Origin of the sequence: Cellulomonas persica (assembly GCF_007989825.1) — a bacterium.
Taxonomy (GTDB): domain Bacteria; phylum Actinomycetota; class Actinomycetes; order Actinomycetales; family Cellulomonadaceae; genus Cellulomonas; species Cellulomonas persica.
In genome coordinates, this window is the sequence record NZ_BJUA01000002.1 from 119,688 (window position 1) to 144,393 (window position 24,706).

23 protein-coding genes and 4 tRNA genes are annotated in these 24,706 nt (G+C 74.2%); 19 read left to right on the forward strand and 8 right to left on the reverse strand.

Features of this window, described 5'->3' with window-relative positions:
• Positions 1–549 carry an isopentenyl-diphosphate Delta-isomerase gene (gene idi, locus CPE01_RS02345; protein WP_246783683.1) on the reverse strand — a complete coding sequence of 183 codons (549 nt, stop codon included), beginning with the start codon at positions 547–549 and terminating at the stop codon, positions 1–3.
• A gap of 91 nt (positions 550–640) precedes the next feature.
• Between idi and CPE01_RS02350 the strand changes: the two genes are divergently transcribed.
• Positions 641–1,153 carry a MarR family winged helix-turn-helix transcriptional regulator gene (locus CPE01_RS02350; protein WP_246783684.1) on the forward strand — a complete coding sequence of 171 codons (513 nt, stop codon included), beginning with the start codon at positions 641–643 and terminating at the stop codon, positions 1,151–1,153.
• 13 nt (positions 1,154–1,166) lie between these two features.
• Here CPE01_RS02350 and CPE01_RS02355 read toward each other — a convergent pair whose 3' ends face one another.
• Positions 1,167–2,225 carry a LacI family DNA-binding transcriptional regulator gene (locus tag CPE01_RS02355; protein ID WP_246783685.1) on the reverse strand — a complete coding sequence of 353 codons (1,059 nt, stop codon included), beginning with the start codon at positions 2,223–2,225 and terminating at the stop codon, positions 1,167–1,169.
• A gap of 119 nt (positions 2,226–2,344) precedes the next feature.
• Positions 2,345–2,587 carry a hypothetical protein gene (locus CPE01_RS02360; RefSeq protein ID WP_146805045.1) on the reverse strand — a complete coding sequence of 81 codons (243 nt, stop codon included), beginning with the start codon at positions 2,585–2,587 and terminating at the stop codon, positions 2,345–2,347.
• 288 nt (positions 2,588–2,875) lie between these two features.
• Here CPE01_RS02360 and CPE01_RS02365 point away from each other — a divergent pair, with 288 nt between their 5' ends.
• The 14 genes from CPE01_RS02365 to CPE01_RS02430 all read left to right on the forward strand — a co-directional run bounded on the left by CPE01_RS02365 (position 2,876) and on the right by CPE01_RS02430 (position 17,180).
• A complete protein-coding gene (locus CPE01_RS02365; protein WP_146805046.1) occupies positions 2,876–3,799 on the forward strand; it encodes a phosphatase PAP2 family protein in 924 nt (307 codons plus the stop codon).
• 190 nt (positions 3,800–3,989) lie between these two features.
• Entirely contained in the window at positions 3,990–5,201 is a 1,212-nt protein-coding gene (locus CPE01_RS02370) for a toxic anion resistance protein (protein ID WP_146805047.1), read from the forward strand.
• A gap of 11 nt (positions 5,202–5,212) precedes the next feature.
• The gene (locus CPE01_RS02375; RefSeq protein WP_146805048.1) at positions 5,213–5,737 is read left to right on the forward strand and encodes a hypothetical protein; all 525 of its coding nucleotides are present in this window, start codon (positions 5,213–5,215) and stop codon (positions 5,735–5,737) included.
• Entirely contained in the window at positions 5,734–7,383 is a 1,650-nt protein-coding gene (locus CPE01_RS02380; RefSeq protein WP_146805049.1) for an AAA family ATPase, read from the forward strand. Before CPE01_RS02375 ends, CPE01_RS02380 begins: the two co-directional genes overlap by 4 nt.
• Positions 7,380–8,798 carry a GlnX family signal transduction membrane protein gene (locus CPE01_RS02385; RefSeq protein WP_146805050.1) on the forward strand — a complete coding sequence of 473 codons (1,419 nt, stop codon included), beginning with the start codon at positions 7,380–7,382 and terminating at the stop codon, positions 8,796–8,798. The genes CPE01_RS02380 and CPE01_RS02385 overlap by 4 nt, the downstream gene beginning before the upstream one ends.
• Positions 8,798–9,811 carry a glutamate ABC transporter substrate-binding protein gene (locus tag CPE01_RS02390; protein ID WP_146805051.1) on the forward strand — a complete coding sequence of 338 codons (1,014 nt, stop codon included), beginning with the start codon at positions 8,798–8,800 and terminating at the stop codon, positions 9,809–9,811. The genes CPE01_RS02385 and CPE01_RS02390 overlap by 1 nt, the downstream gene beginning before the upstream one ends.
• Positions 9,808–10,926, forward strand: coding sequence for a hypothetical protein (locus CPE01_RS02395; RefSeq protein WP_146805052.1), 1,119 nt, complete (start codon positions 9,808–9,810; stop codon positions 10,924–10,926). The genes CPE01_RS02390 and CPE01_RS02395 overlap by 4 nt, the downstream gene beginning before the upstream one ends.
• Complete coding sequence (locus CPE01_RS02400) at positions 10,923–13,217, forward strand: serine/threonine-protein kinase (RefSeq protein WP_146805053.1); 2,295 nt, start codon at positions 10,923–10,925, stop codon at positions 13,215–13,217. Before CPE01_RS02395 ends, CPE01_RS02400 begins: the two co-directional genes overlap by 4 nt.
• Positions 13,214–14,473, forward strand: a complete 1,260-nt coding sequence (locus tag CPE01_RS02405; RefSeq protein ID WP_246783686.1) for a protein phosphatase 2C domain-containing protein — start codon at positions 13,214–13,216, stop codon at positions 14,471–14,473. Before CPE01_RS02400 ends, CPE01_RS02405 begins: the two co-directional genes overlap by 4 nt.
• A 2-nt stretch (positions 14,474–14,475) precedes the next feature.
• Positions 14,476–15,753 (forward strand): vWA domain-containing protein, encoded by a 1,278-nt coding sequence (locus CPE01_RS02410; RefSeq protein ID WP_146805055.1) that lies wholly within the window; start codon positions 14,476–14,478, stop codon positions 15,751–15,753.
• A complete protein-coding gene (locus CPE01_RS02415) occupies positions 15,750–16,565 on the forward strand; it encodes a double zinc ribbon and FHA domain-containing protein (protein ID WP_146805056.1) in 816 nt (271 codons plus the stop codon). Before CPE01_RS02410 ends, CPE01_RS02415 begins: the two co-directional genes overlap by 4 nt.
• Before the next feature lie 335 nt (positions 16,566–16,900).
• Positions 16,901–16,972: transfer RNA gene (locus tag CPE01_RS02420), tRNA-Gly, on the forward strand.
• A 46-nt stretch (positions 16,973–17,018) separates the two neighbouring features.
• Positions 17,019–17,089: transfer RNA gene (locus CPE01_RS02425), tRNA-Cys, on the forward strand.
• Positions 17,090–17,105: 16 nt separating this feature from the next.
• Positions 17,106–17,180 (forward strand) — tRNA-Val (locus CPE01_RS02430).
• Between the two features lie 153 nt (positions 17,181–17,333).
• Here CPE01_RS02430 and CPE01_RS02435 read toward each other — a convergent pair.
• From CPE01_RS02435 to CPE01_RS16305, 4 genes are all read right to left on the reverse strand, one after another.
• Positions 17,334–18,188, reverse strand: coding sequence for an NAD(P)H-hydrate dehydratase (locus CPE01_RS02435; protein ID WP_146805057.1), 855 nt, complete (start codon positions 18,186–18,188; stop codon positions 17,334–17,336).
• A gap of 70 nt (positions 18,189–18,258) precedes the next feature.
• On the reverse strand, positions 18,259–19,002 hold the full coding sequence (locus CPE01_RS02440) for a histidine phosphatase family protein (RefSeq protein ID WP_146805058.1): 744 nt from the start codon (positions 19,000–19,002) through the stop codon (positions 18,259–18,261).
• The gene (locus tag CPE01_RS02445) at positions 18,999–19,682 is read right to left on the reverse strand and encodes a DUF6766 family protein (RefSeq protein WP_146805059.1); all 684 of its coding nucleotides are present in this window, start codon (positions 19,680–19,682) and stop codon (positions 18,999–19,001) included. Before CPE01_RS02445 ends, CPE01_RS02440 begins: the two co-directional genes overlap by 4 nt.
• 81 nt (positions 19,683–19,763) lie before the next feature.
• Positions 19,764–20,201: a hypothetical protein gene (locus tag CPE01_RS16305; protein WP_186811375.1), complete on the reverse strand. Its 438-nt coding sequence runs from the start codon at positions 20,199–20,201 to the stop codon at positions 19,764–19,766.
• Between the two features lie 300 nt (positions 20,202–20,501).
• Here CPE01_RS16305 and CPE01_RS16310 point away from each other — a divergent pair, with 300 nt between their 5' ends.
• The 3 genes from CPE01_RS16310 to CPE01_RS02460 are packed head-to-tail and all read left to right on the forward strand — an operon-like array spanning position 20,502 to position 23,581.
• Complete coding sequence (locus CPE01_RS16310) at positions 20,502–21,563, forward strand: lysylphosphatidylglycerol synthase domain-containing protein (RefSeq protein ID WP_186811376.1); 1,062 nt, start codon at positions 20,502–20,504, stop codon at positions 21,561–21,563.
• A gap of 42 nt (positions 21,564–21,605) precedes the next feature.
• Complete coding sequence (locus tag CPE01_RS02455) at positions 21,606–22,715, forward strand: chorismate-binding protein (RefSeq protein ID WP_186811377.1); 1,110 nt, start codon at positions 21,606–21,608, stop codon at positions 22,713–22,715.
• A 5-nt stretch (positions 22,716–22,720) separates the two neighbouring features.
• On the forward strand, positions 22,721–23,581 hold the full coding sequence (locus tag CPE01_RS02460; RefSeq protein WP_146805061.1) for an aminotransferase class IV: 861 nt from the start codon (positions 22,721–22,723) through the stop codon (positions 23,579–23,581).
• A gap of 137 nt (positions 23,582–23,718) precedes the next feature.
• On the opposite strand, the gene CPE01_RS02465 is transcribed toward CPE01_RS02460, so the two are convergent.
• A complete protein-coding gene (locus CPE01_RS02465; RefSeq protein WP_146805062.1) occupies positions 23,719–24,147 on the reverse strand; it encodes an SsgA family sporulation/cell division regulator in 429 nt (142 codons plus the stop codon).
• A 391-nt stretch (positions 24,148–24,538) separates the two neighbouring features.
• Between CPE01_RS02465 and CPE01_RS02470 the strand changes: the two genes are divergently transcribed.
• Positions 24,539–24,613: transfer RNA gene (locus CPE01_RS02470), tRNA-Val, on the forward strand.
• Positions 24,614–24,706: the final 93 nt, after the last annotated feature.

Consider the following 24,706-nt stretch of genomic DNA (forward strand, 5'->3'; position numbering starts at 1 on the left):
TCAGCTCGCCTGTCGGGCCGGGAGCGGGGTGATCAGGTCGGCGAGCTCGCTCACCTGGAGCACGCTCCACGGGCTGAACGCCCAGGGCGTCGAGGCGATCGCGCGACCGAGGTCGGTCACGTCGACCCACGCGTGGTCCATCACCTCGAGCGGTGACGGCGAGATCGGGGAGGCCGCCCGCGCGAACCAGACGGGGCAGACCTCGTTCTCGACGATGCCGGACGCGTCCTCGGCGCGGTACCGGAAGCGGGGGAGCAGCAGCGAGAGCTCGTCGAGCTCGAGCCCCAGCTCGTCGCGCGCGCGTCGGCGTACGGCGTCCTCGGGCGCCTCGCCCGGGCGCGGGTGGCCGCAGAACGAGTTGGTCCAGACGCCCGGCCAGGTGCGCTTGGACAGCGCGCGGCGTGTCATCAGCACGCGGTGCTCGTCGTCCAGCACGTAGCACGAGAACGCGAGGTGCAGCGGCGTGTGCGCGTCGTGCACCGTCTCGCGGGGCGCGTGCCCGGTGGGGCGTCCTGCGTCGTCGAGCAGCACGACGAGGTCCTGCGTCACGGTGACCTCCGCATCTCGACAGCGTCTCCGGACGGTCCTTCCGTCCCGATCGCTAGCCGCGCTAGTTACTTCGGTGACTAGTATGCGTGTCATGGCCGAACCCGCCAACCGGGCGCACTACTGGTACGCCGACGACCCCGACGTCGCCGAGGTCCTCGAGGCGGTGCGGACGTTCCGACGCTCGGACGCCGCGATGCGCCGGCGGACCGCGGCGCGCATGTCGATGAACGAGACTGACATGCGAGCGCTCCAGGCGCTCATCGGGCGGGACTCCGAGGGCCTGCGGACGAGCCCGCACCACCTCGCGCGCGAGCTCGGCATCTCCACGGCCTCCACGACGAAGCTGCTCGACCGGCTCGCCGAGTCGGGCCACCTGGTGCGCGAGCAGCACCCCACCGACCGGCGCGGCGTGGTGTTGCGGCCGACCCAGCACGCGCACGACGAGGTGCGCGAACGCCTCGCGCACATGCACCGCCGGATGGCAGAGGTGGCCCTGGCGGTCCCGGAGCGTTCACGGGCGGACGTCGCGGGCTTCCTGCGGGCCATGGCGGCGGTCCTCGACGACGAGCAGGGATCGGACCCGCTGCGGCCCGCGACGAGCTGAGCCGCACGCGCGCTCAGCGCGCGGGAGCCGGACCGGTGGACTCGCGCACGACGAGGCGGGTCGGGACGAGCACGTGGTCAGGCTCACCCGTGGGAGCGCCCGGGCGCTGCGCCGCGATCGCGCGCTCGATCGCGCGCGCGGTGGCCCGGCCCTTGGCGACCAGGTCCTGGCGGACCGTGGTGAGGGTGGGCGTGACGGTGCGACTCAGCGCGCTGTCGTCGTACCCGACCACGGAGACGTCACCCGGCACGCTCAGGCCGAGCTCGCGCGCGACGCGCACGACGGCCCACGCGACGAGGTCGGAGAAGCAGAGCACGGCCGTCGGTCGCTCGGGCAGGGTCAGGGCGACGCGCGCGGCCTCGAGCGCGTCCTCCTCGAGGTTGTCGGACATGTGCACCGCGACGACGTCGGCACCCGCGGGGCGCAGGACGCTCATCCAGCCCTCGACGCGCTCGCGTGACACGTGGCCGACGCCCGCCGTCGCGGGATCGGGCGCGACACCCGGGGGAAGGCCCCAGGCGGTCGTCAGCAGCGCGACTCTCCGGTGCCCGAGGTCGAGCACGTGCTGCGCCGCCGCGGCCGCGCCGGGGCGGTCGTCGAGGAGCACGGTCGCGGCACGGTCGGTGGTCGGGTCCTGGTCGACGAACACCAGCGGCAGGCCGCGGCGCTCGAGCCAGTGCATCGCGTGGGTGTCCGCGACGCACGCGTAGACGAGGGCGGCGTCCATCGGGACGTCGCGCGCCGCGAGCCGGTCGCCGTCGGCGGCGGCGGGCAGCAGCGACAGGGCCAGGCCGGTGGGCGCGAGCGACTCCGCGACGGAGGCGAAGAACTCGGCGGCGATCGGGTCCCGGAAGGCGGCTGCGGGGGACTGCGTGAACAGGACGCCCACGGTGCCGGACGAGCCGCGGGCGAGCTGCCGGGCGGCGGGGTCCGGGCCCACGTAGCCGAGCTCGGCGGCCGTGGCGAGGATGGTCTCGCGCAGCTCGGCGGACAGCTGGTCCGGCCGGGAGAACGCGTTCGAGACGGTCATCCGACTCACGCCGACCTTGTCGGCGATCGTCTGCAGCGTCACGCGCGCCACGGTCACCTCCTGTCGCCCGTCCGGTCCCCCCACGGGGCCGGACTCCTGCACGTCAGGGTAGGTGACTGCGGCACGGCGGACGGCCGCGCCGACGTCGATCGGACGGGTGGTCACCGCACGAGTGCCGGCCGGTCGGTGGGGGCGACCACGTCGGCGAACCGGTGCAGCGTGCGGGCGCTCGCACGGCGCGTCGCGACGACCGACCGGGACACCGCGGACGGGCGCTCGTGGCGCGAGCGGTGCGGACGGGCGGCGACGACCGGGGCGTCGGGGAGCGCGCTGCGGGCCTGCGTGAGCGCGGCCTGACGCGAGTGGAGAAGGCTGAGCGGCGGCGGGTTGAGGTACATGGTCATCTCCTATCTGTACCGGTCCAGATCCGTGGTTCCACCGTAGGGGCGGGAACTGTACCGGTCAAGAGGTATTCCGGATCTCGTGGTCGGTTCATGGAGATGACGGACGCATCCGTCGCGCTCGACATCGTCGGGCGAGTCGGGGCAGGAGCTCGGGGGACCTCGGCGCGTGGACGTGGCGGGGGTCACATCGGGTGGATCGACATGCGTAAACGTCATGGTCGCGCGTCCAGGCGGCGCTAGTGTGGCGGCAGCAGTGCCGGACCATGGGCAGTGCCGAGAGGGGGCCAGGTGGCGAGCGAGACGCCGGTCGCGCAGTCGACCCGTGAACCAGGACGGCGCACGCGCCGGGAGGTCATCCGCGAGGTCGTCCTCGTCGTCGGTCTCTACATGGCCTACTCCGCGACACGACTGGCCGCGAGCGGCTCCTGGGACGTGGCCAAGTCGCACGCGCGGGGGATCCTCGACGTCGAGCGCTGGCTGCACATCGACATCGAGCACGCCCTGAACACCTTCACGTCGCAGCACACGTGGTTCGAGGTGGCCACCTCGTACTGGTACCAGTCGATGCACTACCTGGTCACTCCGACGGTGCTCGTCGTGCTGTTCTTCCGGCGACCCCTGCTCTACCGGCCAGCACGCACGGCCCTTCTCGGGGCGACCTTCCTCGCGCTGTTCGGCTACTTCTTCTTCCCGACGGCACCGCCGCGCCTGCTCGGACAGTACGTGGACACCGTCTCCGAGAGCTCGGTGTACGGCTGGTGGCCCTCGGCCGCCGAGCAGGCCGCGAGCGGCGCGAACTCGGTGACGAACCAGGTCGCGGCCATGCCCTCGATGCACGTCGGCTGGGCGGTCTGGGTGAGCGTGGTGCTCGCGTTCCTCGTGCGCCGCACCTGGGCCAAGATCGCGGTGTGGGGCTACGCGGCCACCACCACGGTGGTCGTCGTCCTCACCGGCAACCACTGGGTCCTCGACGCGGTCGCCGGCGCCGCGCTCGTGCTCGGGTGCTGGTGGTTCGCCGGCCACCGCTACGGGCTGTGGGCGCCCCGGGCCCAGGTCCAGGCCGAGCTCGACGTGCTCGCCCGCGAGGTCCGTCCCGGCGTCGCCGCGAGCGGCCCCGCCGCCGCCGCCGACGAGCTCGCGCTCGCCTCGGCCGGCGAGGTCCCCCCGCCCGCCCCGCCGGGCGAACCCGACGGGGAGACGCCGCGCGCGTGACGTCGTCCGCACGGCGCACCACCGCACGGCGCACCACCACACGACGCACCACCGCACGACGCACCACCTGTGAGCCGGGCCACGTGCCGAGCGCCACCATGGCATAGCGTGCTGCCCGGACCCAACTGAACCCGGAGCTCGACGGCGACCCGACCGGGACGCCGCCGAGTCCTCGACGCGGAGGTACACGATGACGCAGTCCGCCGAGGGTGCCCCGGCGCCCCTGACGCCCCCGCTGGAGCTCGAGGCCCCCGCGCCTCTCGCTCCGGTCGCGCAGACCCAGGCCCCGGCCATGGCGCCGCGGGTCGACGAGGCCGCGCTGCCCGGGCTCGACGCGAAGGTCGACTCCTACCTCGCGGGCCTCGCGAGCGCGCAGGCGGGCTCGCCCGAGTTCGCCGCCAAGGCCGAGGACGTGCGCACCATGGGTGACGCGGACGTCCGCGCCGCAGCCGAGACGTCGAACCGGCTCCTGCAGATGCCCGTCAAGGAGCTGCGCGACGGCGGTGTCTCCGGGACGTCCCAGGTCAGCAGGTCGCTCCTGGACCTGCGCCGCACGGTCGAGGAGCTGGACCCGTCCGAGGCCAGCATCGGCAAGAAGATCCTCGGCTTCCTGCCGTTCGGCGACTCGATCACCGACTACTTCCGTCGCTACGAGAGCGCGCAGAAGCAGATCGACGCGATCGTGCAGGCGCTCTACAACGGCCAGGACGAGCTGCGCAAGGACAACGCGGCGCTCAACCTCGAGAAGCAGCACCTGTGGGCGACCATGGCGCGGCTCAACCAGTACGTCTACGTGGCCGAGCAGCTCGACACCAAGCTCACGACGCTGGTCGCCGAGGCCGAGCGGACCGACCCGCAGCGCGCCAAGTCGCTCCGCGAGGACGTGCTGTTCTACGTGCGCCAGAAGCACCAGGACCTGCTCACGCAGCTGGCGGTCTCGATCCAGGGCTACCTCGCGACCGACATCATCATCAAGAACAACGGCGAGCTCATCAAGGGCGTCGACCGCGCGACGACCACGACCGTCGCGGCGCTGCGTACGGCGGTGCTCGTGGCGCAGGCGCTCAACAACCAGAAGCTCGTGCTCGACCAGATCAGCGCCCTGAACTCGACGACGACGGGCATGATCGCCTCCACGTCCAAGCTCCTGCGCGAGCAGTCCGTGCAGATCCAGGAGCAGGCCGCGAGCTCGACGCTCGGCCTGCCGCAGCTGCAGCAGGCGTTCAGCGACATCTACGCGACGATGGACGCGATCGACGGTTTCAAGGTCAAGGCGCTCGACTCGATGGCCCAGACGATCGGTGTGCTCGAGACGGAGACGACCAAGGCCCGCGCCTACCTCGACCGCGTGCAGCAGTCGGACAAGACCGGGGCCGCGAGCGGCTCGCTCGACCTGGGCTGAGCGGGGCGTCGATGGGTTGGTGGAGCGACCTCGTGGGCCGCAGGCGCGGGCGGGAGCCCGACGACGGCCCCGGCTCCGTCGAGCCTGCGGTCCCCACCTCGACGCAGATCGTCGAGGCGGTGCGTGAGGTCCAGCGCGACGTCGAGGGCCGGGTGCCGGCGGCGGTGACCGCGCGCGTCAACCGGATCGCGCGGGTCGTCGAGGAGATGGCCCCGCGGCTCGACCGGCTCGGCATCGGCAGCCGTCAGGCCCACACCGTCGTCGCGACCGCGACGAGCTACCTGCCCGAGGCCGTGGGCTCGTACCTGCGTCTGCCGCGGGACTTCGCCGACCGGCGCGTGGTCGCGCAGGGCAAGACCTCGCTCATGCTCCTGTGCGACCAGCTCGACCTGCTCGGCAGCACGCTCGCGCAGATCTCGGACGCGGTCTCGCGGCAGGACGCGCACGCGCTCGTGGCGCACGGCCAGTTCCTCGCGGAGAAGTTCGGCGCCTCGACGCTCGAGCTGCCCGACGGTGGACCGGCGGTGGCGTCATGAGCGCCGCCGCGCTGCGCGATGCGGTCGACGCGCTCGTCGCGGCGGGTGCGCGAGCCGGGCTGACGCCCGCGGACGTGCGCGACGAGGGGGCGCGTCTCGCCGCGGCGGTCGCCGAGGCCATCCCCGGAGCGCCCGAGGCCTGGGGCGAGGCGCTCGGGTACGACGGGCTCGCCGCGTTCTTCACGGCGGCGTCGAGCGGCCGCCGCTGGCGCTCGGCCCCCACGGCGCTGCTCGACCGGCTCGTCGCCGAGGGCTCGCCCGCGGCCGCCGAGTACGCCCGTGCGCTCGCCCACGTGACGTCGGCTGCGTGCGACCTGGGCGACCCGGGGCTCGACGTGCTCGCGCGGGCGTCGACGACCGCGGCCGTGCACCTCGCCGCCGCGGGCGCCACCGGCACCCTGGGGACCGGCACCCTCGCGCCCGGCCCCCTCGCGACCGGAGCCGTCGCCCCGCAGGCTGCCGGCCACGGTGGTGTTCACGCCGGCCCGCACACCGAGCACCCGCGCATCCTGCTCGGGGAGCCCGTCACCGGGACGCCTACCGCGGGCGCCGCCGGCGCCGTCGCGGTCGCGACGCCGGGCGACGCGGCGGAGCCCGCCGCAGCCGAGACGCGCTCGCTCGAGGAGCTGCTCGCCGAGCTCGACGCGCTGATCGGCCTGCGACGCGTCAAGAGGGAGATCCGGGAGCAGGCGCAGCTGCTGCGCGTCGAGCGCCTGCGCACGGATGCGGGGCTGACGTCCCCGACCCTCACGCGCCACCTCGTCTTCCTGGGCAACCCCGGGACCGGCAAGACGACCGTCGCCCGGCTCGTCGCCGGGATCTACCAGGCGCTCGGGCTGCTCGCGAAGGGCCACCTCGTCGAGGTCGACCGGTCCGAGCTCGTCGCGGGCTACCTCGGCCAGACCGCCGTCAAGACGTCCGAGGTCGTCGCCACCGCGGTGGGCGGCGTGCTGTTCGTCGACGAGGCGTACGCGCTCGCCGAGGACCAGTACGGCGCCGAGGCGGTCAACACCCTCGTCAAGGACATGGAGGACCACCGCGACGACCTCGTCGTCATCGTCGCGGGCTACCCCCGGCCGATGGGGGAGTTCCTCGCGACGAATCCGGGGCTCGAGTCCCGGTTCTCGACCACGATCACGTTCGACGACTACAGCGACGACGAGCTGACCGCGATCTTCGAGCTCGCGGCGCGCAAGGCCGACTTCGAGCCGGCGCCGGAGACCGTCGAGCGGTTCCGCGAGATCGCCCGCAGCCAGCTGCGCACCGAGGGTTTCGGCAACGGGCGTTGGGCGCGCAACGCGCTCGACAAGGCGATCCTGCGGCACGCATGGCGCCTGCGCGACGTCGCCGAGCCGACGATCGACGAGCTGCGCACCCTGCTGCCCGAGGATCTGGTCGACGCACCGCAGGACGAGACCGACGCGCCCGACGGCGGGACCGACGACGACGGGGTGGACGGTCCGGACACCTCGAGCGGCGGCCCGGCGCAGGATGTCTCGTCGCCCTCGAGCCTCGACCTGCCGACGACCGACCCCACGGCCGGCGGCGACGCCTCACCCGACGACACCGCACCGGTCGGTGGTGCGTCCGACGACGGTGCACCCGACGACGTCCCCGCACGTGACGACGAACAGGAGTCCGCGTGACGCCGACCCCCGCCGCAGCGCCGCCGCCCGGCCGCCCTGCGCCCAGGGCCCGAGCCGCCGCCCCACGTCCCGCGGTCCCCGGCACCGGCGTGCCGGGCCACGGGCTGCCGGCGGTCACGACCGCGGGCGGCGTGCTCGTCGCGCCCGCCGCCGGCTCGTCGGTGCTCGCGCCGACCGGCACGGTCGGTGCCCCGGTGACGGTGGTGCGCGGGCGGTTCAGCCGCACTCCCGCGCGCATGCGGCTCGCGGCGACCGTCGGTGTCCTCGCGAGCCTGCTCGTCGCGCTCGTCGGCCTCGCCACGGGGCTCGCGCAGTCGCACGCGTTGTCGGCCGCGGCGGACGACACCGCGCAGCAGGTCCGCACGCTCGAGGTCCGCAACGACCTCGTGGCAGCCGACGCGACGGCCACCAATGCGTTCCTCGTCGGTGGCCGCGAGCCGGTCGAGCAGCGGGTCCGGTACGACACCTCGATCGCGGACGCGACGGCAGGTCTCGTCGCGGTGGCGGGTGCCAGTGCGAGCGACGCCGCCGGGCTCGGCCCGGTGAGCACGGGCGTCGCGACGTACAGCGGGCTCGTCGAGCAGGCGCGTGCGAACAACCGCCAGGGGTTCCCGGTCGGGGCCGCGTACCTCGAGACCGCCTCGCAGGAGCTGCGCACGTCCGCGCTGCCCGGCCTCGACGAGGTCGTGCGCATGAACGACGAGCGTGCCTCCGACGCGTTCGCCGTCGCGCAGCGCGCGATGTTCGTCGTCCTCGTCCTCGTCGTCGCGCTCGTGGCGCTCGTCGCGGTGCAGGTCTGGCTGGCGCGGCGTACGCACCGCCGGCTCAACGGCGGCCTCGTCCTGGCGACGGGCGTCCTGCTCGCGGGCGGTGTCCTGCTCGGCGGCAGCCTCAACAGCGGCGCCGCGACCGTGGACGACGTCCAGGCGGGCTCGTACACGCGCACCATGGCGGTCGCGCGGGCGTACTCGCTCGCCAACGACGCGAAGGCGATGGAGTCGTTCACGCTCATCAAGCGCGGCTCGGGTCAGGCGTACGAGGAGTCGTACGCCGCGGCCGTGGACGAGGCGCGCCGGCTCCTGGCCGACGGCGGGGTCGACGCGCAGGTCGTCGCGACGTTCGAGGACTGGGCGGCCACGCACACCGAGATCCGCACGCTCGACGACGGCGGCGACTGGGACGGCGCGGTCGCGCTCGCGACCTCGAACGAGCCCGGGTCGCCCAACGCGACGTTCGACGTGTTCAGCGACACGGCGCAGGCGGCCGTGGCGACCGACGGCCAGCAGGCCGACGACGCGCTGCACGACGCGGCCCGCGCCTCGTCGCGCGTCGCGTGGGTCGCGCTGGTCGCGGGGCTGGTCGCGGCGGTGTGCGTCGCGATGGGCTTCAGCGCTCGACTGAAGGAGTACCGCTGATGAGGACGCGCCAGGCAGTGGGGGAGCAGCGTCTCGCGAGGCGGACCGCCGCGGCGCGGTGCGCGGCGGCGGTCGCGGGGATCGTCCTCGTGCTGGCCGGGTGCACCCCGTCCGGCACGGTCACGCAGCCCCCGACGCAGCAGGCGTCGGCCGAGGCGGGCGTCCAGCCGGCGCCGGCGGCGGCGACCGAGACCTGCTCCGACCTGACGCAGTCGTACGCGCCCGGGAAGGACGGGGCGGACCCGGACGGCAACGCGGCGGTGCAGCGCATCCGTGCGCGCGGCGCGCTGGTCGTCGGCGTCTCGGCCGACACGCTCCTCATGGGTAGCCGCAACCCGATCACGGGCGAGATCGAGGGCTTCGACGTCGACATGCTCGCCGCGGTCTCGACCGCGATCTTCGGCGACGACGACCACCTGCAGTTCCGGGTCATCACGTCGGGCCAGCGGATCGAGGTGCTCGAGAACCACGAGGTGGACCTGGTCGCACGCGCGTTCTCCATCACGTGCGAGCGGTGGACCCAGATCGCGTTCTCGGCGGAGTACTTCCACGCGGGTCAGAAGGTGCTCGTGCCGCTGGACTCCGACGCCACGGGCATCGACGACCTCGACGGACGTCGCGTGTGCGCGCCGGAGGGGACGACGACGATCGAGCGGCTCGCGGACTACCCGGGCGTCGAGGCGGTCGGTGCGCAGACGCACACGCAGTGCCTCGTGCTGTTCCAGCAGGGCAAGGTCGACGCGATCACGGGTGACGACACGATCCTGGCGGGGTTCGCCGCGCAGGACCCGTACGCCAAGGTCGTGGGGTCGGCGATCAGCGACGAGCCGTACGGGATCGGCGCCGCGGCCGACGACGTCGAGCTCGTGCGCTTCGTCAACGCGGTGCTCGACGAGGTCAAGGCGGACGGTCGCTGGGCGGCGTCGTACGAGCGCTGGCTCGGCGCGCTGGGCGACGCGCCCGAGCCGCCCGAGTCGGTGTACGGACGCTCGGCGCGCGGAGGCTCGTCGTGACGCCTGCGGGACCCGTCGACCCGCCGCGCGCGCCCGGCCGCCTCGGCGAGGCGATCCCCGCCGCCGACCTGCTGACCTACCTGGCGGCGCTCGAGCGGTGGGCGGCCGACCGTCGCGCCGAGCTCGACCGGCTGGACACGGCGTCGCGGCAGACCGACAAGCCCGAGGCGTTCACGTCGGACGTCGTCCTGGCGATGACGATGTGGCAGGCGATCCGCGGGCGGCTCGACCGGCTCGTCGAGGTGTGGGACTCGGGCCGCGCGGACGCCGTCGCGCGCGAGCAGATGTCGCAGCTCATCTGGGGCAGGCTCGACGCCGGCCAGGGGTCCGCGCTGGTCTCGCTCGTGGAGGCCGTCACGCTGTGCGACGCGATGCTCGACCAGCTGCGCGACCGGCTCGCGTTCGACCCGGGTGCGGCCGACGAGGCGGCGCGGCTGCGCGCCGTGCGTGCCGCGATCGTGCGGTGCGAGGACCTCGCGGCCGACGACGAGGCGCGTGCGCGGGTCGGCGCACTGCGTGCGCGTGAGCAGGGGATCTCCACGCAGGCGGCGCGGGGTGCCGACGTCGGTGGCCCGCTGGGCGAGCTCGAGGTCGAGGTCGCGACGACCGAGCGGGACCTGATCGTCGACGTCTCGCAACGCCGCACGCTGGCGCGCCAGCGCTCGGACGCGGAGGCGCTGCGCGACGCCCTGGAGGACCGCGAGCCGACGCTGCACGCGCTGGCCGAGCGGTGCCGGCGCGAGGTCGTCGACCCGCCGAACCTCGCGGTGCCCGACGTCTCGCGCCTGGGCGACGTCCCTCCGACGCGGTCCGAGGTCGACGCGTTCGTCGAGCGGCTGCGCACGGTGCAGCGGGCGTTCGACGCGGTCGCCGACGCGTACGGTCGACCGCTGCGCGAGCGCGCCGAGCTGCGGTACCGGCTCGAGGGCCTGCGCGCCGCGGCCGACGCGAACGGGCGCAGCGCGTCACCGACCGTGCGGTCCGGCTACGACGAGGCACGCGAGGCGGTCGAGCGCACTCCCTGCGACGTCGTGCTCGCACGCTTCTACGTCGAGCAGTACGAGTTCCTCACCCGCGACGTGCCCGCGCACGGGCCGAAGGGAGCCACGCGATGACGGCGTGCACCGAACCGGGCTGCACCGGTACCTACGAGGACGGGTACTGCAACGTCTGCGGCTCGCCGCAGGCGCCCACGGCGCCCTCCGGCACGGGCGTGACCCGGCCCGCCTCCGCCACGTCGCTGCTCGGCACCGGGATCGCCGCAGGGACGCCGGTGACCGGTCCGGGCGGAGACGACGAGCGCTCGACCCGCACGGGCCGCACGAGCTCCAGCCGGCTGGCGACCGCGGCCCTCGGATCGGCCCGCACGGCCGCCAGCGGCTCACGTGCGACGCGCACGCTCGGGACGGGGTCGACCCGGCTGCGCGGTGCGCGGCTCGGCGCGGGCCTGACCACGGTCCCGTCGGTCCCGGTCCGGGACCCGCTGCAGGTGGTCATGGCGGACCCGCAGGTGCCGGAGCGCAAGCGGTTCTGCCCGTCGTGCGGTGAGCCCGTCGGGCGTGAGCGCGACGGCGTCCCGGGTCGCACCAAGGGCTTCTGCCCGCAGTGCGGCTCGGCCTTCGACTTCGACCCGCGCCTCGCGGCCGGTGACGTGGTCGGCGGCCAGTACGAGGTCGTGGGCTGCCTCGCGCACGGCGGGCTCGGCTGGATCTACCTGGCGCGCGACCAGAACGTCTCGGGACGCTGGGTGGTGCTCAAGGGCCTGCTCAACGCGGGCGACGCGGACGCGTACGCGGCGGCCATCGCCGAGCGTCAGTTCCTCGCCGAGGTCGAGCACCCGCTGATCGTCGAGATCTACAACTTCGTGATGCACGACGGCGCGGGCTACACCGTCATGGAGTACGTCGGCGGCCGTTCGCTCAAGGAGATGCTCACCGAGCGCCGCGAGGCCGCAGGAGGTACGAACGACCCGCTGCCGGTCGACCACGCGTGTGCGCTCGTGCTCGAGGTGCTGCCGGCGTTCGCCTACCTGCACGACGTCGGGCTGCTGTACTGCGACTTCAAGCCCGACAACGTGATCCAGCAGGGCGACGCGGTCAAGCTCATCGACCTCGGCGGTGTCCGGCGGGTCGACGACCTGCAGTCCGCGATCTTCGGGACGGTCGGCTACCAGGCGCCCGAGGTGCCCGAGGTCGGCACGTCGGTCGCGTCCGACGTGTACACGATCGGTCGCACGCTCGCGTCTCTCGTCCTGGACTTCCGCGGCAACACGACGACGTACGTCGCCTCGCTCCCGCCGGTCGCCGAGACGCCGGTCTTCCAGAAGTACGACTCGTTCTACCGGCTGCTGGCCAAGGCGTGCGCGCCCGACCCGTCGGACCGGTTCGCCACGGTCGACGAGCTGCGCACGCAGCTGCTGGGCGTCCTGCGCGAGGTCGTCGCGACCGACCGGGGACCGGGCCACCCCGCGCTGCACTCGGCCGCCTCGGTGCTGTTCGACGCGCCGACGACCGACGGCGCGCACGGCCCGCTGCGCTGGGACGAGCTGCCCGTGCTCAAGGTCGACGCGTCCGACCCGGCCGCGGGGTGGCTCGCGGGCGTGAGCGTGTCCGACCCCGGCCAGCGGCTCGCGGCCCTGGCGGACGCGCCCGACGAGACCGTCGAGGTGCGGCTCGCGCGAGCGCGCGCGGGGGTCGAGGCCGGACGCCCTGACGTGGTCCGGACGGCCCTGCAGCAGGTGCTCGACGCCGACCCGTGGGAGTGGCGCGCGGTCTGGCTCGACGGCCTCGCGCAGCTCGCCGCTGGTGACGCGGTCGCGGCACGCGCGTCGTTCAACGCGGTCTACGGGCAGGTGCCCGGCGAGCTCGCCCCCAAGCTCGCGCTGGCCGTGGCCTGCGAGCTGTCGGACGAGCACGACATCGCGGAGTCGCTCTACGTCGTGTGCGCGCGGTCCGACGCCAACTACACGGCAGCCGCGGCGTTCGGGCTGGCGCGGATCCGTCGTCGGGCGGGCGAGCTGGACGGTGCGCTGGCGGCGCTCGATCTCGTGACGCCCACGCGCAGCTCCTACCCCGCGGCACGCGTCCAGCGAGCGCGGCTCCTGACGTCCGCCGGGCGCGGCGTGCCGGCGCTCGCCGACGCGCTGGCGGGGCTCGAGCGGGTCGTGGTCGAGCCGCAGCAGCGGGTCGACCTGCGGATCGGCGTGTTCGAGGCGGCCCTGTCCGTGGTCCAGCGCAGTGGTCCGGCCGCGGGTCAGCGGATCGGCGACGTCCCGGTCGACGAGCCCGCGCTGCGGGACGCGCTCGAGGCGGCGTACCGCGAGTCGGCCTCGCTCGCCGCGACGCGCGACGAGCGCATCGACCTGGTCGATCGGGCGAACGCCGTGCGCCGCTGGACCGCGTGGTGACGGGCGCGACGACGCCCGTGGCGGTGTGTGCGCGGTGCGGGGGAGCGCTGCAGCCGGACGACCGGTTCTGCGAGGAGTGCGGCACGCGCGTCGTGGAGGCGCCGCAGCCCGGGACCCAGGCCGCGGTCGGCACACCGCCGGTCTCCGCCAAGGTCGCGGACCTCGACGACAACGAGCTCGGCGTCGACCCCGGCCCGGTCCCCGCCCCGCCGGCGCGGTGCCGGTCGTGCGGCGGGACGGTCGCGGCCGACGGGTACTGCGAGCAGTGCGGTGAGCCGGCAGCCTCGGCGCGCGACCACTGGTCGGAGAGCCCCGCGCCGTGGGTCGGCGGGGTGTGCGACCGCGGCGTGCGGCACGCCCGCAACGAGGACGCGATGGCGCTGGCCGCGTCGGGCGGCTTCGCCGCGCTCGTCGTGTGCGACGGCGTCTCGACCGCACCGGACTCCGACGTGGCGAGCCTCGCCGCGGTCGCGGCGGCGCGTGACGTGCTCCTGGCGGGCGGCCCCGACGGCGCCGAGAGGGCGACCGGCTCGCCGGCCGCCCGTACCGCCGTGTTCTCGGGGCTGCTCGCGCGTGCCGCGGTCGCGGGCGACGAGGCCGTCGCGGCGACGGTCCGCGAGGGCGTGGGACCCGAGCACGCGCCGTCGTGCACGTTCGTCGCCGCGGTCGTGGACGACGACCTGCTCGTCGCCGGGTGGCTCGGCGACTCGCGCGTGTACTGGCTGCCGGACGACGAGCCGGGCGAGCAGCTCACCGCGGACGACTCGTGGGCGGGTGAGCTGATCGCGCGCGGTGTGCCGCGCGAGGCCGCCGAGGCGTCCCCGCAGGCGCACGCGATCACGCGGTGGCTCGGACCCGACGCCGACGACGTGACGGCGCGGACCACCGCCACGGTGATCGACGGCCCGGGCTGGGTGCTCGTGTGCTCCGACGGACTGTGGAACTACTGCTCCGGTGCGCAGGACCTCGCCGCGCTCGTGCGCGGCTTCGCGCAGGCCCGCGACGGCGACCCGACGCGCGTCGCGGGCGACCTCGTGGCGTGGGCCAACGCGCAGGGCGGGCGGGACAACGTGACCGTCGCGCTCGCGCGGGCAGGTGCGGCACGCGGCCAGGCGGGCACCGCCCCGTCGGACGCCGAGGACCAGCGCCCTGACCAGCACGACGACCCTCACGACGACGAGGTGACGACCCCTGTGCGTCGAGTGTCCGAGCCCCCGGGTTCGGATAGCCTCGGCAGCACCCGACCGAAGGATTGAGCGTGGCCGTCTTCACTGCCGAGGTCTTCCAGAACGAGTTCCTGCCGCAGGGCGGGACCGACGTGCATGCGATCGTCACGTTGACCAGCTCGGGTGCGGGCGCGGCGGCGACGGCGTCGGGCGGGGTCGCCGAGATCATCATGGTCGACACGTCCGGCTCGATGAGCGGCCGCAACCTCGACGCCGCGAAGCACGCGGCCCAGGTGGCGGTCGACCAGATCGCCGACGGCACGTGGTTCGCGATCGTGGGCGGCAGCCACGTCGCGCAGCGGATCTTCCCGTACCCCAACGCGGTGCGGGACATGGTGCAGATGGAGCCGGGCGCGCGGTTCGAGGCCAAGCGCGCGATCAGCACGCTCATGCCCTCGGGCGGCACGGCGATGAGCACGTGGCTCGCGCTGACCGACCGGCTGTTCGCGACGGTTCCGCAGGCGCCGCAGCGGCACGCGATCCTGCTGACGGACGGAAAGAACGAGTCGGAGCCCCGCGCCGCGCTGTCGGCCGTGGTGCGCAAGGTGACGGGTCACTTCCAGTGCGACGCGCGCGGCGTCGGCGCGAACTGGCAGGTCGACGAGCTGCGCGAGATCTCCACGGCGCTGCTCGGGACGGTGGACCTGATCGCCCACCCCGACGACATCGCGGAGGACTTCCGCGACCTGGTGCAGCGCTCGATGTCGCGAGGGATCGCCGACGCCGAGCTGCGGGTCTGGGCGCCGCAGGGCGCGCAGGTGCTGTTCGTGCGGCAGGTCGCCCCGACGGTCGAGGACCTCACGTCGCGCCGTGTCGCGGTCAACGCGCTCACGAGCGGCTACCCGACGGGCTCGTGGGGCGACGAGTCGCGCGACTACCACGTGGCCGTGCGCGTGGGCTCCAAGCCCGTCGGCTCGGAGCAGCTCGCGGCGCGCGTCCAGATCGCCGTCGGCGGTGAGGTGCTCGCCTCCGGCCTGGTCAAGGCCCGCTGGTCCGACGACGACTCGCTCACCGCCCGGATCAGTCCGGAGGTCGCGCACTACACGGGCCAGGCCGAGCTCGCGAGCGTGATCCAGGAGGGCCTGGCGGCCAAGGCCGCGGGCGACGAGGCGACCGCGACCGTCAAGCTCGGCCGGGCGGTCCAGCTCGCGCAGGAGACCGGGAACGACGAGGCGACGAGCCGGCTCAAGCGCGTCGTCGAGATCGACGACCCGGAGCAGGGCACGGTCCGCCTCAAGCGGAACACCGACAAGCTCGACGAGATGGCGCTCGACACCGCCTCGACGAAGACGACCCGGGTGCGCAAGTGAGCACCGTCGTGTGCCCTGAGGGCCACGCCTCGGCGTCGACCGACTACTGCGACGTCTGCGGCGCGCCGATCACGTCCGCGGCGCCGGGTGCGGCACCCGCGACGTCCGCGCCCGCCGCGGCGGATCCGACGGGTCCCTCCGCGTGCCCGCACTGCAGCGCGCCCGCCGCCCCGGGGGCGCTCTTCTGCGAGAACTGCGGCTACGACTTCACCACGGGCGCCACGCCGGCCCCCGTCACGCCGCTCACGCCCCCGGGCGCGCCTCAGACCGGCCCGGTGCCGACCGTGTCCGCACCGCGGGCCCCCGCCGAGGCGCCGACAGGCCCGGCGACGGGCCAGACGCCCGCGGTGGAGGCCGCGGAGCCGGCGACCGACGGCACGGCCCTGCCGACGCCCGCACCGGCGGGCTCGCAGGAGTGGGTGGCCGAGGTCTGGATCGACCCCGACTGGTACGCGCTACAGCAGCCGGAGGACCCGTTGCCGTCCGTGGGCCTGCCGGTCCTGGTGCCCCTGCGCACGCGCAGCGTGCTCGTCGGGCGGCCGTCGACGTCCCGCAACATCCACCCGCAGATCGACTGCGGCGCGGACTCGGGCGTGTCGCGGCGGCACTGCCAGCTCAACACCGACGGCCAGCGCTGGTGGGTCGAGGACCTGCAGTCGTCGAACGGCACCTACCTCGCGCGCGTGGGCGACGCCCTGCCGACGACGCCCGTGCCCGTCGGCCAGCGTCATGAGATCGCGGACGGCGACCGGGTGTATGTCGGAGCGTGGACGCGGATCGTCGTGCGTCACGCCCTGCCCGGCGAGGTCTGACCCGTCCGACGTCCGCCGGGTGACGATTCTCACATCGCCGCTGGTCATGGCGTTGCCGTGCCGGCGGCGCCTGCGGCGCGCCCGGGTCGCGGCCCGGCGGGCGAGGACCGGTCGCGCAAGGACCGTCGGCGGGCTCCGGACGCCGCGTCTCGGGGTCCACGCGACCGGCCCGTCGGCCGTCGACGGCGAGCGCGGGCTCCGCGACACGCCGTGAGATCCGCGTGATCGTGCGGATCTGCAGACGGGGAGACGAGCCAGTTGGACTCTGGAGCAAACGCTCGGCTAAAGTCTGGGACGCACACGGAACGCCGGTGAGAACCGGGGGACGTGACAGCGCGGACGTGGCTCAGTGGTAGAGCATCACCTTGCCAAGGTGAGGGTCGCGGGTTCGAATCCCGTCGTCCGCTCGGAGACATCCTTCTCGGCCCAGGCCGCTGAGGACTGCGGTCTCAGGGTGGAGTGGCCGAGAGGCGAGGCAGCGGCCTGCAAAGCCGTATACGTGGGTTCGAATCCCATCTCCACCTCGCAAGCACCACCTCCGGGCGATTGGCGCAGCGGTAGCGCGCTTCCCTGACACGGAAGAGGTCACTGGTTCGATCCCAGTATCGCCCACCAGCATCACCACGAAGAGCCCGTCCCGGGACCAGGGGACGGGCTCTTCGTCTGTCCGGGCTCGTCTGTCCGCCCTCATCGCGTGCAGGCTCGTCAGTCGCTCGTCCGTCGCTCGTCGGTCGCTGGTTCGCAGCCGCGGCACGTCGCACGCCGGGGTCACGACGACTGGTACTCGAGCAGGACGCGGGGGAGTGCGTCGACGAGCTCGCGTGCCAGGAAGCCGATCGGTCCGACCTGAGCGGTCAGGCGGTCGCCCGCCGCGGTGTGCAGCGCGACGCCCCAGCACGTCGCCCGGTCGAGGTCCGTGCCACCCGCGAGCAGGCCGGCCACAGCGCCCGCGAGCACGTCGCCGCTGCCGGACGTGCCCAGCCCGGAGTGGCCGCTCGCGGACTGCCACGCTCCGCCACCGGGTGCCGCGACGTGCCCGGAGAGCGCGACGACGGCCCCGTACCGGTCCGCGATCGCCGCCGCCGCGTCCGGAGCGTCGAGCTCGTCACCGCCGAGCAGCCGCGCAGCCTCGCTCGTGTTCGGGGTCAGCACCAGGCGGCCCGCGAGCGTCCGACGCGCGTCGCCCAGGTCCGGGAGAACGCCCAGCGCATACGCGTCGAGCACGACGGGCGTCGTCGCGGGCAGCGCCGCGCAGATGTCGTCGACGACCTGGCGCGACCCGTCCGGGTCGTCGAGCCCTGGTCCGACGAGCACGACGTCGGCCCGCTCGAGCTCGTCACCCAGCGCGTCGGGGGGAGCGCCGCGCACCGAGCCCGTGGCGGTCTCGGGGAGCGGGACCACGCCTGCCTCGGGGACCGCGACGGCGACGCCGACGTCCGCCGAGGACGCGACCGCGAGGGTGAGGCGCCCGGCCCCGATGCGCAGCGCGGCGAGCCCGGCGAGCATCGCGGCGCCGGGCGTGCGGCGTGCGCCGCCGACCACCAGCACGGCTCCGCGCTCGTCCTTGGAGCCGTGCCGGTCCGGGAGCGGCCAGGTGCGCAGCAGCGCCGGCGTGATCGACACGGCGCCTCGTCCGTCGTCGGTACCGCGTGCGTCGTCGGTACCGCGTGCGTCGTCGGCACCGCGTGCGTCGTCAGCGGCCACGGGCGTCCGTCCCTTCGTGCTCGGTGACCGGGGCGTCGAGCGCGGCCAGGTGCGCGACGTCGTCGAAGGACGTCGCGCGCCAGGTGCCCTCGACGTGCTCGAGGCGGCTCACGGACGCGTTGCGGACGCCCCCGTGGCCGACGAGGTCGAACAGCTCGTCCTCGGTGAGCTCCTCGAGCACGTAGCGGACCAGGGCGATCACGGCGTCATGGGTGACGACGAGCACGAGCCGCCCGGCCTCGCGCCGGTCGATGTCGGCCAGTACCGACCGCAGGCGCAGTGCGACGTCGGCCCACGACTCGCCGCCCGGGGGCCGGTAGTAGAACTTGCCGAGCAGCGCCCGCCGGGCGGTCTCGTCGGGCAGGAGACGCGCCATGCCGCCCGTCGTCAGCCGGTCGGTGATGCCGAGCTCGCGGTCGCGCAGGCGCTCGTCGAGCCGGACCGGCAGGTCGAACCCCGCGGCACCGAGGGCGGCCTCGGCGGTCTGGCGGGCCCGCAGGTAGGGCGAGCACCACACGACGTCGGGCCGCTCACGCGCGGGGAGGTCGGCGAGCCACGCGCCGACGGCACGCGCCTGCTCGATCCCGCGCGCGCTGAGCGGGGTGTCGGCGTCGCGCGTGTCGAGGTCGAGCCGGTCCGCGCCGGCGCGCGCCGCCGCGGTAGCGGCCACGTTGCCGACGCTCTCGCCGTGCCGCACCAGCACGAGCCCACCCGCGACGTCTGCGTCCCTCATCCTTCGACTCCCGTCGCGTCGTGCGCGGCGCCCACAGGTTTGGACTCGGGCGAGCCGCGTTCCCGCAGGTAGATCGACAGCACCACCATGCTGGCCACGGCGAGGAACTCCGACTGCCAGTTCTGAAGCGTGCGGTTCCAGAAGTCGGGCAGGGTGAGGTACTCCGCGTACCCGACCGGGTCCTGCAGGTCCCGCAGGTGCTCCTCGTTGAGCTGCGTGCGGCCGGTGACGGACTGCGCGAACCACGACGCGAGGAAGATCGCGCCCATGACGAGCGTCAGCGAGTGCGAGTAGACCGACAGCCGCCACCCACCGCGTCGTGCCCAGGCCGGGGAGCTCTCGTCGGCGTACGTCCCGACCTTCTGCTGCTCGTCGGACTCGCGTCCCTCCTCGCCCGGCTTCTTGGACTCGGGGGAGCCGTGCTGGACGAACCAGACCGTCGCGCCGATGTAGAGCAGGAACTGCAGGAACTCCGACTGCCAGTTCTCCGCCACGTCGACCGCGAACGACGACGACGCGACGTACGAGACGAGCGAGACGGGGGCGAGCCCGGAGGCCCGCTGCTCACCGTTGAACAGCGCGACGCCCGTCAGGGCCTGGCCGGCGAGCGTCACGACGAACAGCGCCGCGAAGAACAGCGTCAGGCCGTTGCCTCGCAGGGCGTTCCTGGCGGCGCTCATCGCTGCAGCACCCCGAGGGCGACGAACCACGCCAGGCAGGCGGCCTCGAGCACGAGCACCGAGGTGAACAGCGCGCGCACGTCAGCTGCCCTCCAGCGTGCAGTCGTACGGCCGCTCGGGGCGCGGTTCGCAGCCCGCTGCGGTCACGAGCCATCCGTCCCTCGAGCGGGTGAGGAACAGGACGTCGTCGTCGGTGCGGACCTGCGCCTGGCGGCCGAACACACGCGCCTGCGTCGCATGCGTCGCGGTGGGCAGGTCGAGCTCGACCACGGCGGTGGAGCACGACGAACCGCTGTCCTCCTCGAGCGTCTCGACCGTGGTCGGCGCGAGGAGCGCGCACGCCGAGGCGCCGTCGTCGTGCGCCACGCTCGCGGCGAACGTCGTCGCGGCCTGCGAGGCCTCGCCCGCCCCGGGACCGGCCACCGAGCACGCGCCGAGGAGCGCGAGCGTCGTGGCGGCGACGGGGGCAGCCCGCCAGCGCGTGGCGGCCCGCATCGGCGTACCGGAGGAACGGGACATGCCTCGCACGCTAACCGCGCACCGAGGACCCCGCTCGCGGACGAGGCGACGCGCGGGATCGCGCGCTCACGCCCAGGTGCCGTGCAGCGGCAGCCGGCTCGACGACCCCGCGTCCGGCCACGACCCGATAGGTTGCGGCCGGGAGCGGTGGTCGCCGAGGGGTCACCCCCGCGCGGCATGGAGGTCCGGGAGGCTGCCGATGGACGCGGTGTGCACCACGCGGACGTCGGCGCGCGGGCAGCCGGTCACCGCCGGCGCGGACCTCACTCACCGCGCGGACCGGGGTCGGTGGGGCGTGCCATGACCGACCCGGAGGTCGTCGTGGACGACGAGGTCCCGCGCGCGTGGTGGCGTCGGCCGTTGCGGCTGCTGCTGTGGGCCGCGCTGGCGGTGTTCGCGTGGTTCGCGCTCGTGCGCCTCGTCGGGGCGATCGACTGGCGCGCCGTCGCGGAGGCGTTCGGGCACGTCCCCGGCTGGGTCGTCCTGCCGCTGCTCGCGCTGCTCGTCGTGCGGCAGGTGCTCAACGCCGTGCCGCTGCAGCAGTACGTCGCGCACCTCAGCCTGTTCCGGTCGCTGCAGAACGACCTCGCGGCCTACCTCGTCGGGAGCTTCACCCCACCTCCGGCGGACGTGGTCGTGCGCGTCTCGATGTTCCGGGCGTGGGGCGTGGACCCGGCCGCAGGCCTGGCGGGTGTCGGGCTCAACACCGCGACGTTCTACGCGGTGCGGTTCGGCGTGCCGGTGGTCGGCCTGGGGCTGCTGCTGCTCGGCGAGGGTGTGGAGGCCCGGCAGTGGGCGACCGCGCTCGCGAGCGCGCTCGTCGCAGCGGTGTGCGTCGCGGGGCTGGCGATGCTGCTGCGCTCCACCACGCTCGCGGCCTGGATGGGCCGGCGGGCAGGCGCGCTCGTCGGCCGGTTCCGCGCGGACGTCGACCCGCAGGCGTGGGCGGACTACCTCGTGGACCTGCGCGCGCGCACCTCCGACCGCCTGCGCACGGGCCTGGTGCCGTCGTTGCTCGCGCTGTTCGCGATGGTGCTCGTCGACGGCGCGATGCTCCTGCTCGCGCTGCGCGCGGTCGGGGTCCCGGTGAGCGCGCTGACGGCCGTCGACGTCCTCGCGGCGTTCCTCGTCGCCTACCCGATCACGCTCATGCCGATGTTCGGGTTCGGGATCATGGACGCCGTCCTGGTGGGCGCGTGGACCACGATCGCGGGCGTCGCGTGGGAGGCGGACATCGTCGCGGCGACGATCGTGTGGCGCGTCGTGACGATCGTCGGGCCGCTGGTCCTGGGGCTCGGGGTCGTCGCGTTCTGGCGTCGACGTGCAGGTGAGAGCGCCGCGGACGAGCTCGCCACGTCGTGATCGCGCGCCGTCGGCGCCACGGTCCGCCGTTACGGTGTGCGGGTGGTCGTCCCTCCCGCCAGCGCACGGTTCGCCGGTGTGCACCTGCGCGACGTCGTCGAGTGCGTCGACGTGCTGGCCGAGCCCGAGCGGCTGACCAGGCCCGGCTGGTGGGCGCTGGTCGGCGAGTTCGAGGGACGCGTGCGGGCCTGGCGGTTCGCGCGCGCGTCGTCGGACGAGCCCGCGCGAGCGACGAGCGCGTGGCACGGCCCCGACCCTGCGGACTGGACGACCTCGATGACGCGCGCGCAGTACGTCGCCGCGGTCCAGGCGGTGCGCGAACGCATCCGCGCGGGCGACGTCTACCAGGCCAACCTCTGCCGGGTGCTGAGCGCGCCGCTGGGGGCCGCCGGCGCCGAGCCGGACGCCCGCGCGCTCGCGTCGGTGCTCGCGGCGGGCAACCCCGCGCCGTTCGCGGGGCACGTGCACGTCGCGCACGGCCAGGTGGGTGTGGAGCCCGTGTGGGTCGTGACCGCGTCGCCCGAGCTGTTCCTGCGGCTCGAGGACGACGTGCTGACGTCGTCGCCCATCAAGGGCACCGCGGCGGTCCGTGACGGCCTGACGCCCAAGGACGACGCGGAGAACGTGATGATCACCGACCTCGTGCGCAACGACCTGCAGCACGTCTGCCGCGCCGGCACCGTCGAGGTCACCACGCTGCTCGGCGTCGAGGAGCACCCCGGGCTGGTGCACCTCGTCTCGACCGTGCAGGGCGTGCTGCACCCCGACGTCGCGCGGTCCGACGACCGCTGGGCGCAGGTGCTCGCCGCGACCTACCCGCCGGGCTCGGTCTCGGGCGCGCCCAAGTCGTCGGCGCTGCGGGTGATCGACGAGCTCGAACCCACGCCGCGCGGACCGTACTGCGGCCTCGTCGGATGGCTGCACGTCGCCGACGACGGCCGCACGCGCGCCGAGCTCGCGGTCGGGATCCGCACCTTCTGGTGGGAGGCGGACGACGAGGGCGCGGGCCGGCTGAGGTTCGGCACGGGCGCCGGGATCACGTGGGGGAGCGACCCGCAGGCCGAGTGGGACGAGACCGAGCTCAAGGCGGCGCGCCTCGTCGGCCTCGCGTCGACGTCGCGTCCCGGGACGGCACCGCGGGTGCGAGACTGACGCCCATGAGCGTCGTGATCTGGGCAGACGGGCGGCTGCACGCGCCGACGGACCGCATCCTGACGGGCGTCGACCACGGGGTGACCGTGGGGGACGGCGTGTTCGAGACGTGCGCGGTGTACGCGGGCCGCGCGTTCGCCCTCACCCGGCACCTGCGGCGCCTCGCCCGCTCGGCCGAGGGCCTCGGGCTGCCCGCACCGGACGACGGCCAGGTCCGCGACGCGGTGGCGGCGGTGCTCGGCGCAGCGGGCGACGTCGGCCGACTACGGATCACGTACACCGGCGGTCCGGGACCGCTGGGCTCGCACCGCGACGCGCCGGACGCCCAGCGGCCGTCCCTCGTCGTCCTGGCGGGTCCCGCGACGCGCGCGCCCTCGAGCCGGGTCGTACGCGTCCCGTGGGTGCGCAACGAGCGCTCCGCGGTGGCCGGGCTCAAGACCACGTCGTACGCCGAGAACGTCGTCGCGCTGGCGCACGCGTACCGGCAGGGCGCCGACGAGGCGGTGCTCGCGAACACGGTGGGCGAGCTGTGCGAGGGCACGGGCTCGAACGTCGTCGTCGAACGCGGGGGAGAGCTCGTGACCCCGGCGCTGTCGAGCGGCTGCCTCGCGGGCATCACCCGCGAGCTCCTGCTCGAGTGGGCGCCCGCGGCCGGGATCCCGGTCCGCGAGTCGCGGGAGGGAGAGCTGCCCTACGAGGTCCTGGACGAGGTGCTGGCCGGGTCCGCGCACCTCGCGCTCACCGGCTCGATCCGCAACGTCTCGCCGGTGCTCTCGCTCGACGGTCGGGACGTGCAGGCCGGTGCGCTCTGCCGCGCCGCCGCGGAGCTGTTCCAGGCGCGGGCGCTCGACGACCTCGACCCGTGACGGACGCGGCGGTGCCAGAGCCGCCGGGCTGACGGGCGCCGGGGCGGGGCCGCCATGAGGGACGTCCGGACGAACATGCCCGGACATGGAGCGACCGGCCCCGTCGTCGTTGGCGGGACCGGTCGGATGATCGGGAGTCAGGCAGTCAGCAGCGCGGCGATGAACGCCGAGATCTCCGACTCCATGCGGTCGCTCTCCGCGCCGAGCGGCACGAGCGCCTCCGTGCCGGCGAGGAAGCGGACGATCGGTTCGCTGGGTGCGGCGAGGAGCGCGCTGCCCTCGACCCCGCTCAGCGACACGAGCGCGTAGTCGGGATCCTCGTCCCGCCATACCTGGACGTCGCCACTTCCGGCAGGCGCGTCAGCAGTGGCGTGCATACCCATGGAGAGCAGCTCGCGGCCGATGAGCCAGGTCGACATGGTGTGCGGGCCGGTGAAGACTGCGCGCACCGTGTACGGGTCCGAGGTCCGGAAAGAGAGTTCTGCGCTGACCGGGATGACGCTCGCGTCGCTCCCGATCAGCTGCATGGCGACGACCTCGACGACGTCGTACGACGAGTGCGTCATCGGGTCCCCTCCTCGTCTACATGGGCTGTTGGTCCCAATCATGGCAGCGTGAATGCCCGATTGGACCTGAGTGCACCCAGGTTCACCCGGTGGGACGCCTTGTGAGCGCGCCCATCGTGGGTGCATGCACCTGTCCGCGCGTCGACCCTGAGCAGACGTTCACTCGCGAGTGACACATACCCGGTCAATCGGTCGCTCGCGGCAGCGACTTGAGTCCTCGCGGCCGCGGATCTCGAGCGATCGGGCGTGACGTACAGCGCAGATCATGCCCGACGAAGGCGTCCCGCGTCCCGGTTTCGGAATCTGACGTCGGGGCGGGTAGCATCCTCGTCAGCGTCGCCCACGGGTGACGTGCCGGACGTGCACGCGGAGCTTCCGCGGACCAGGTCTCGGGCGATTGGCTCAGTGGTAGAGCGCCTCGTTCACACCGAGGAGGTCACTGGTTCGAACCCAGTATCGCCCACCAGCTCCACCGACGAAGGCCGCCCCTCGAGGCGGCCTTCGTCGTCTCCGGGGCGGTCCTCGTCGTCTCGGGGCAGGTCGCGGGCGCGTCCCGGGC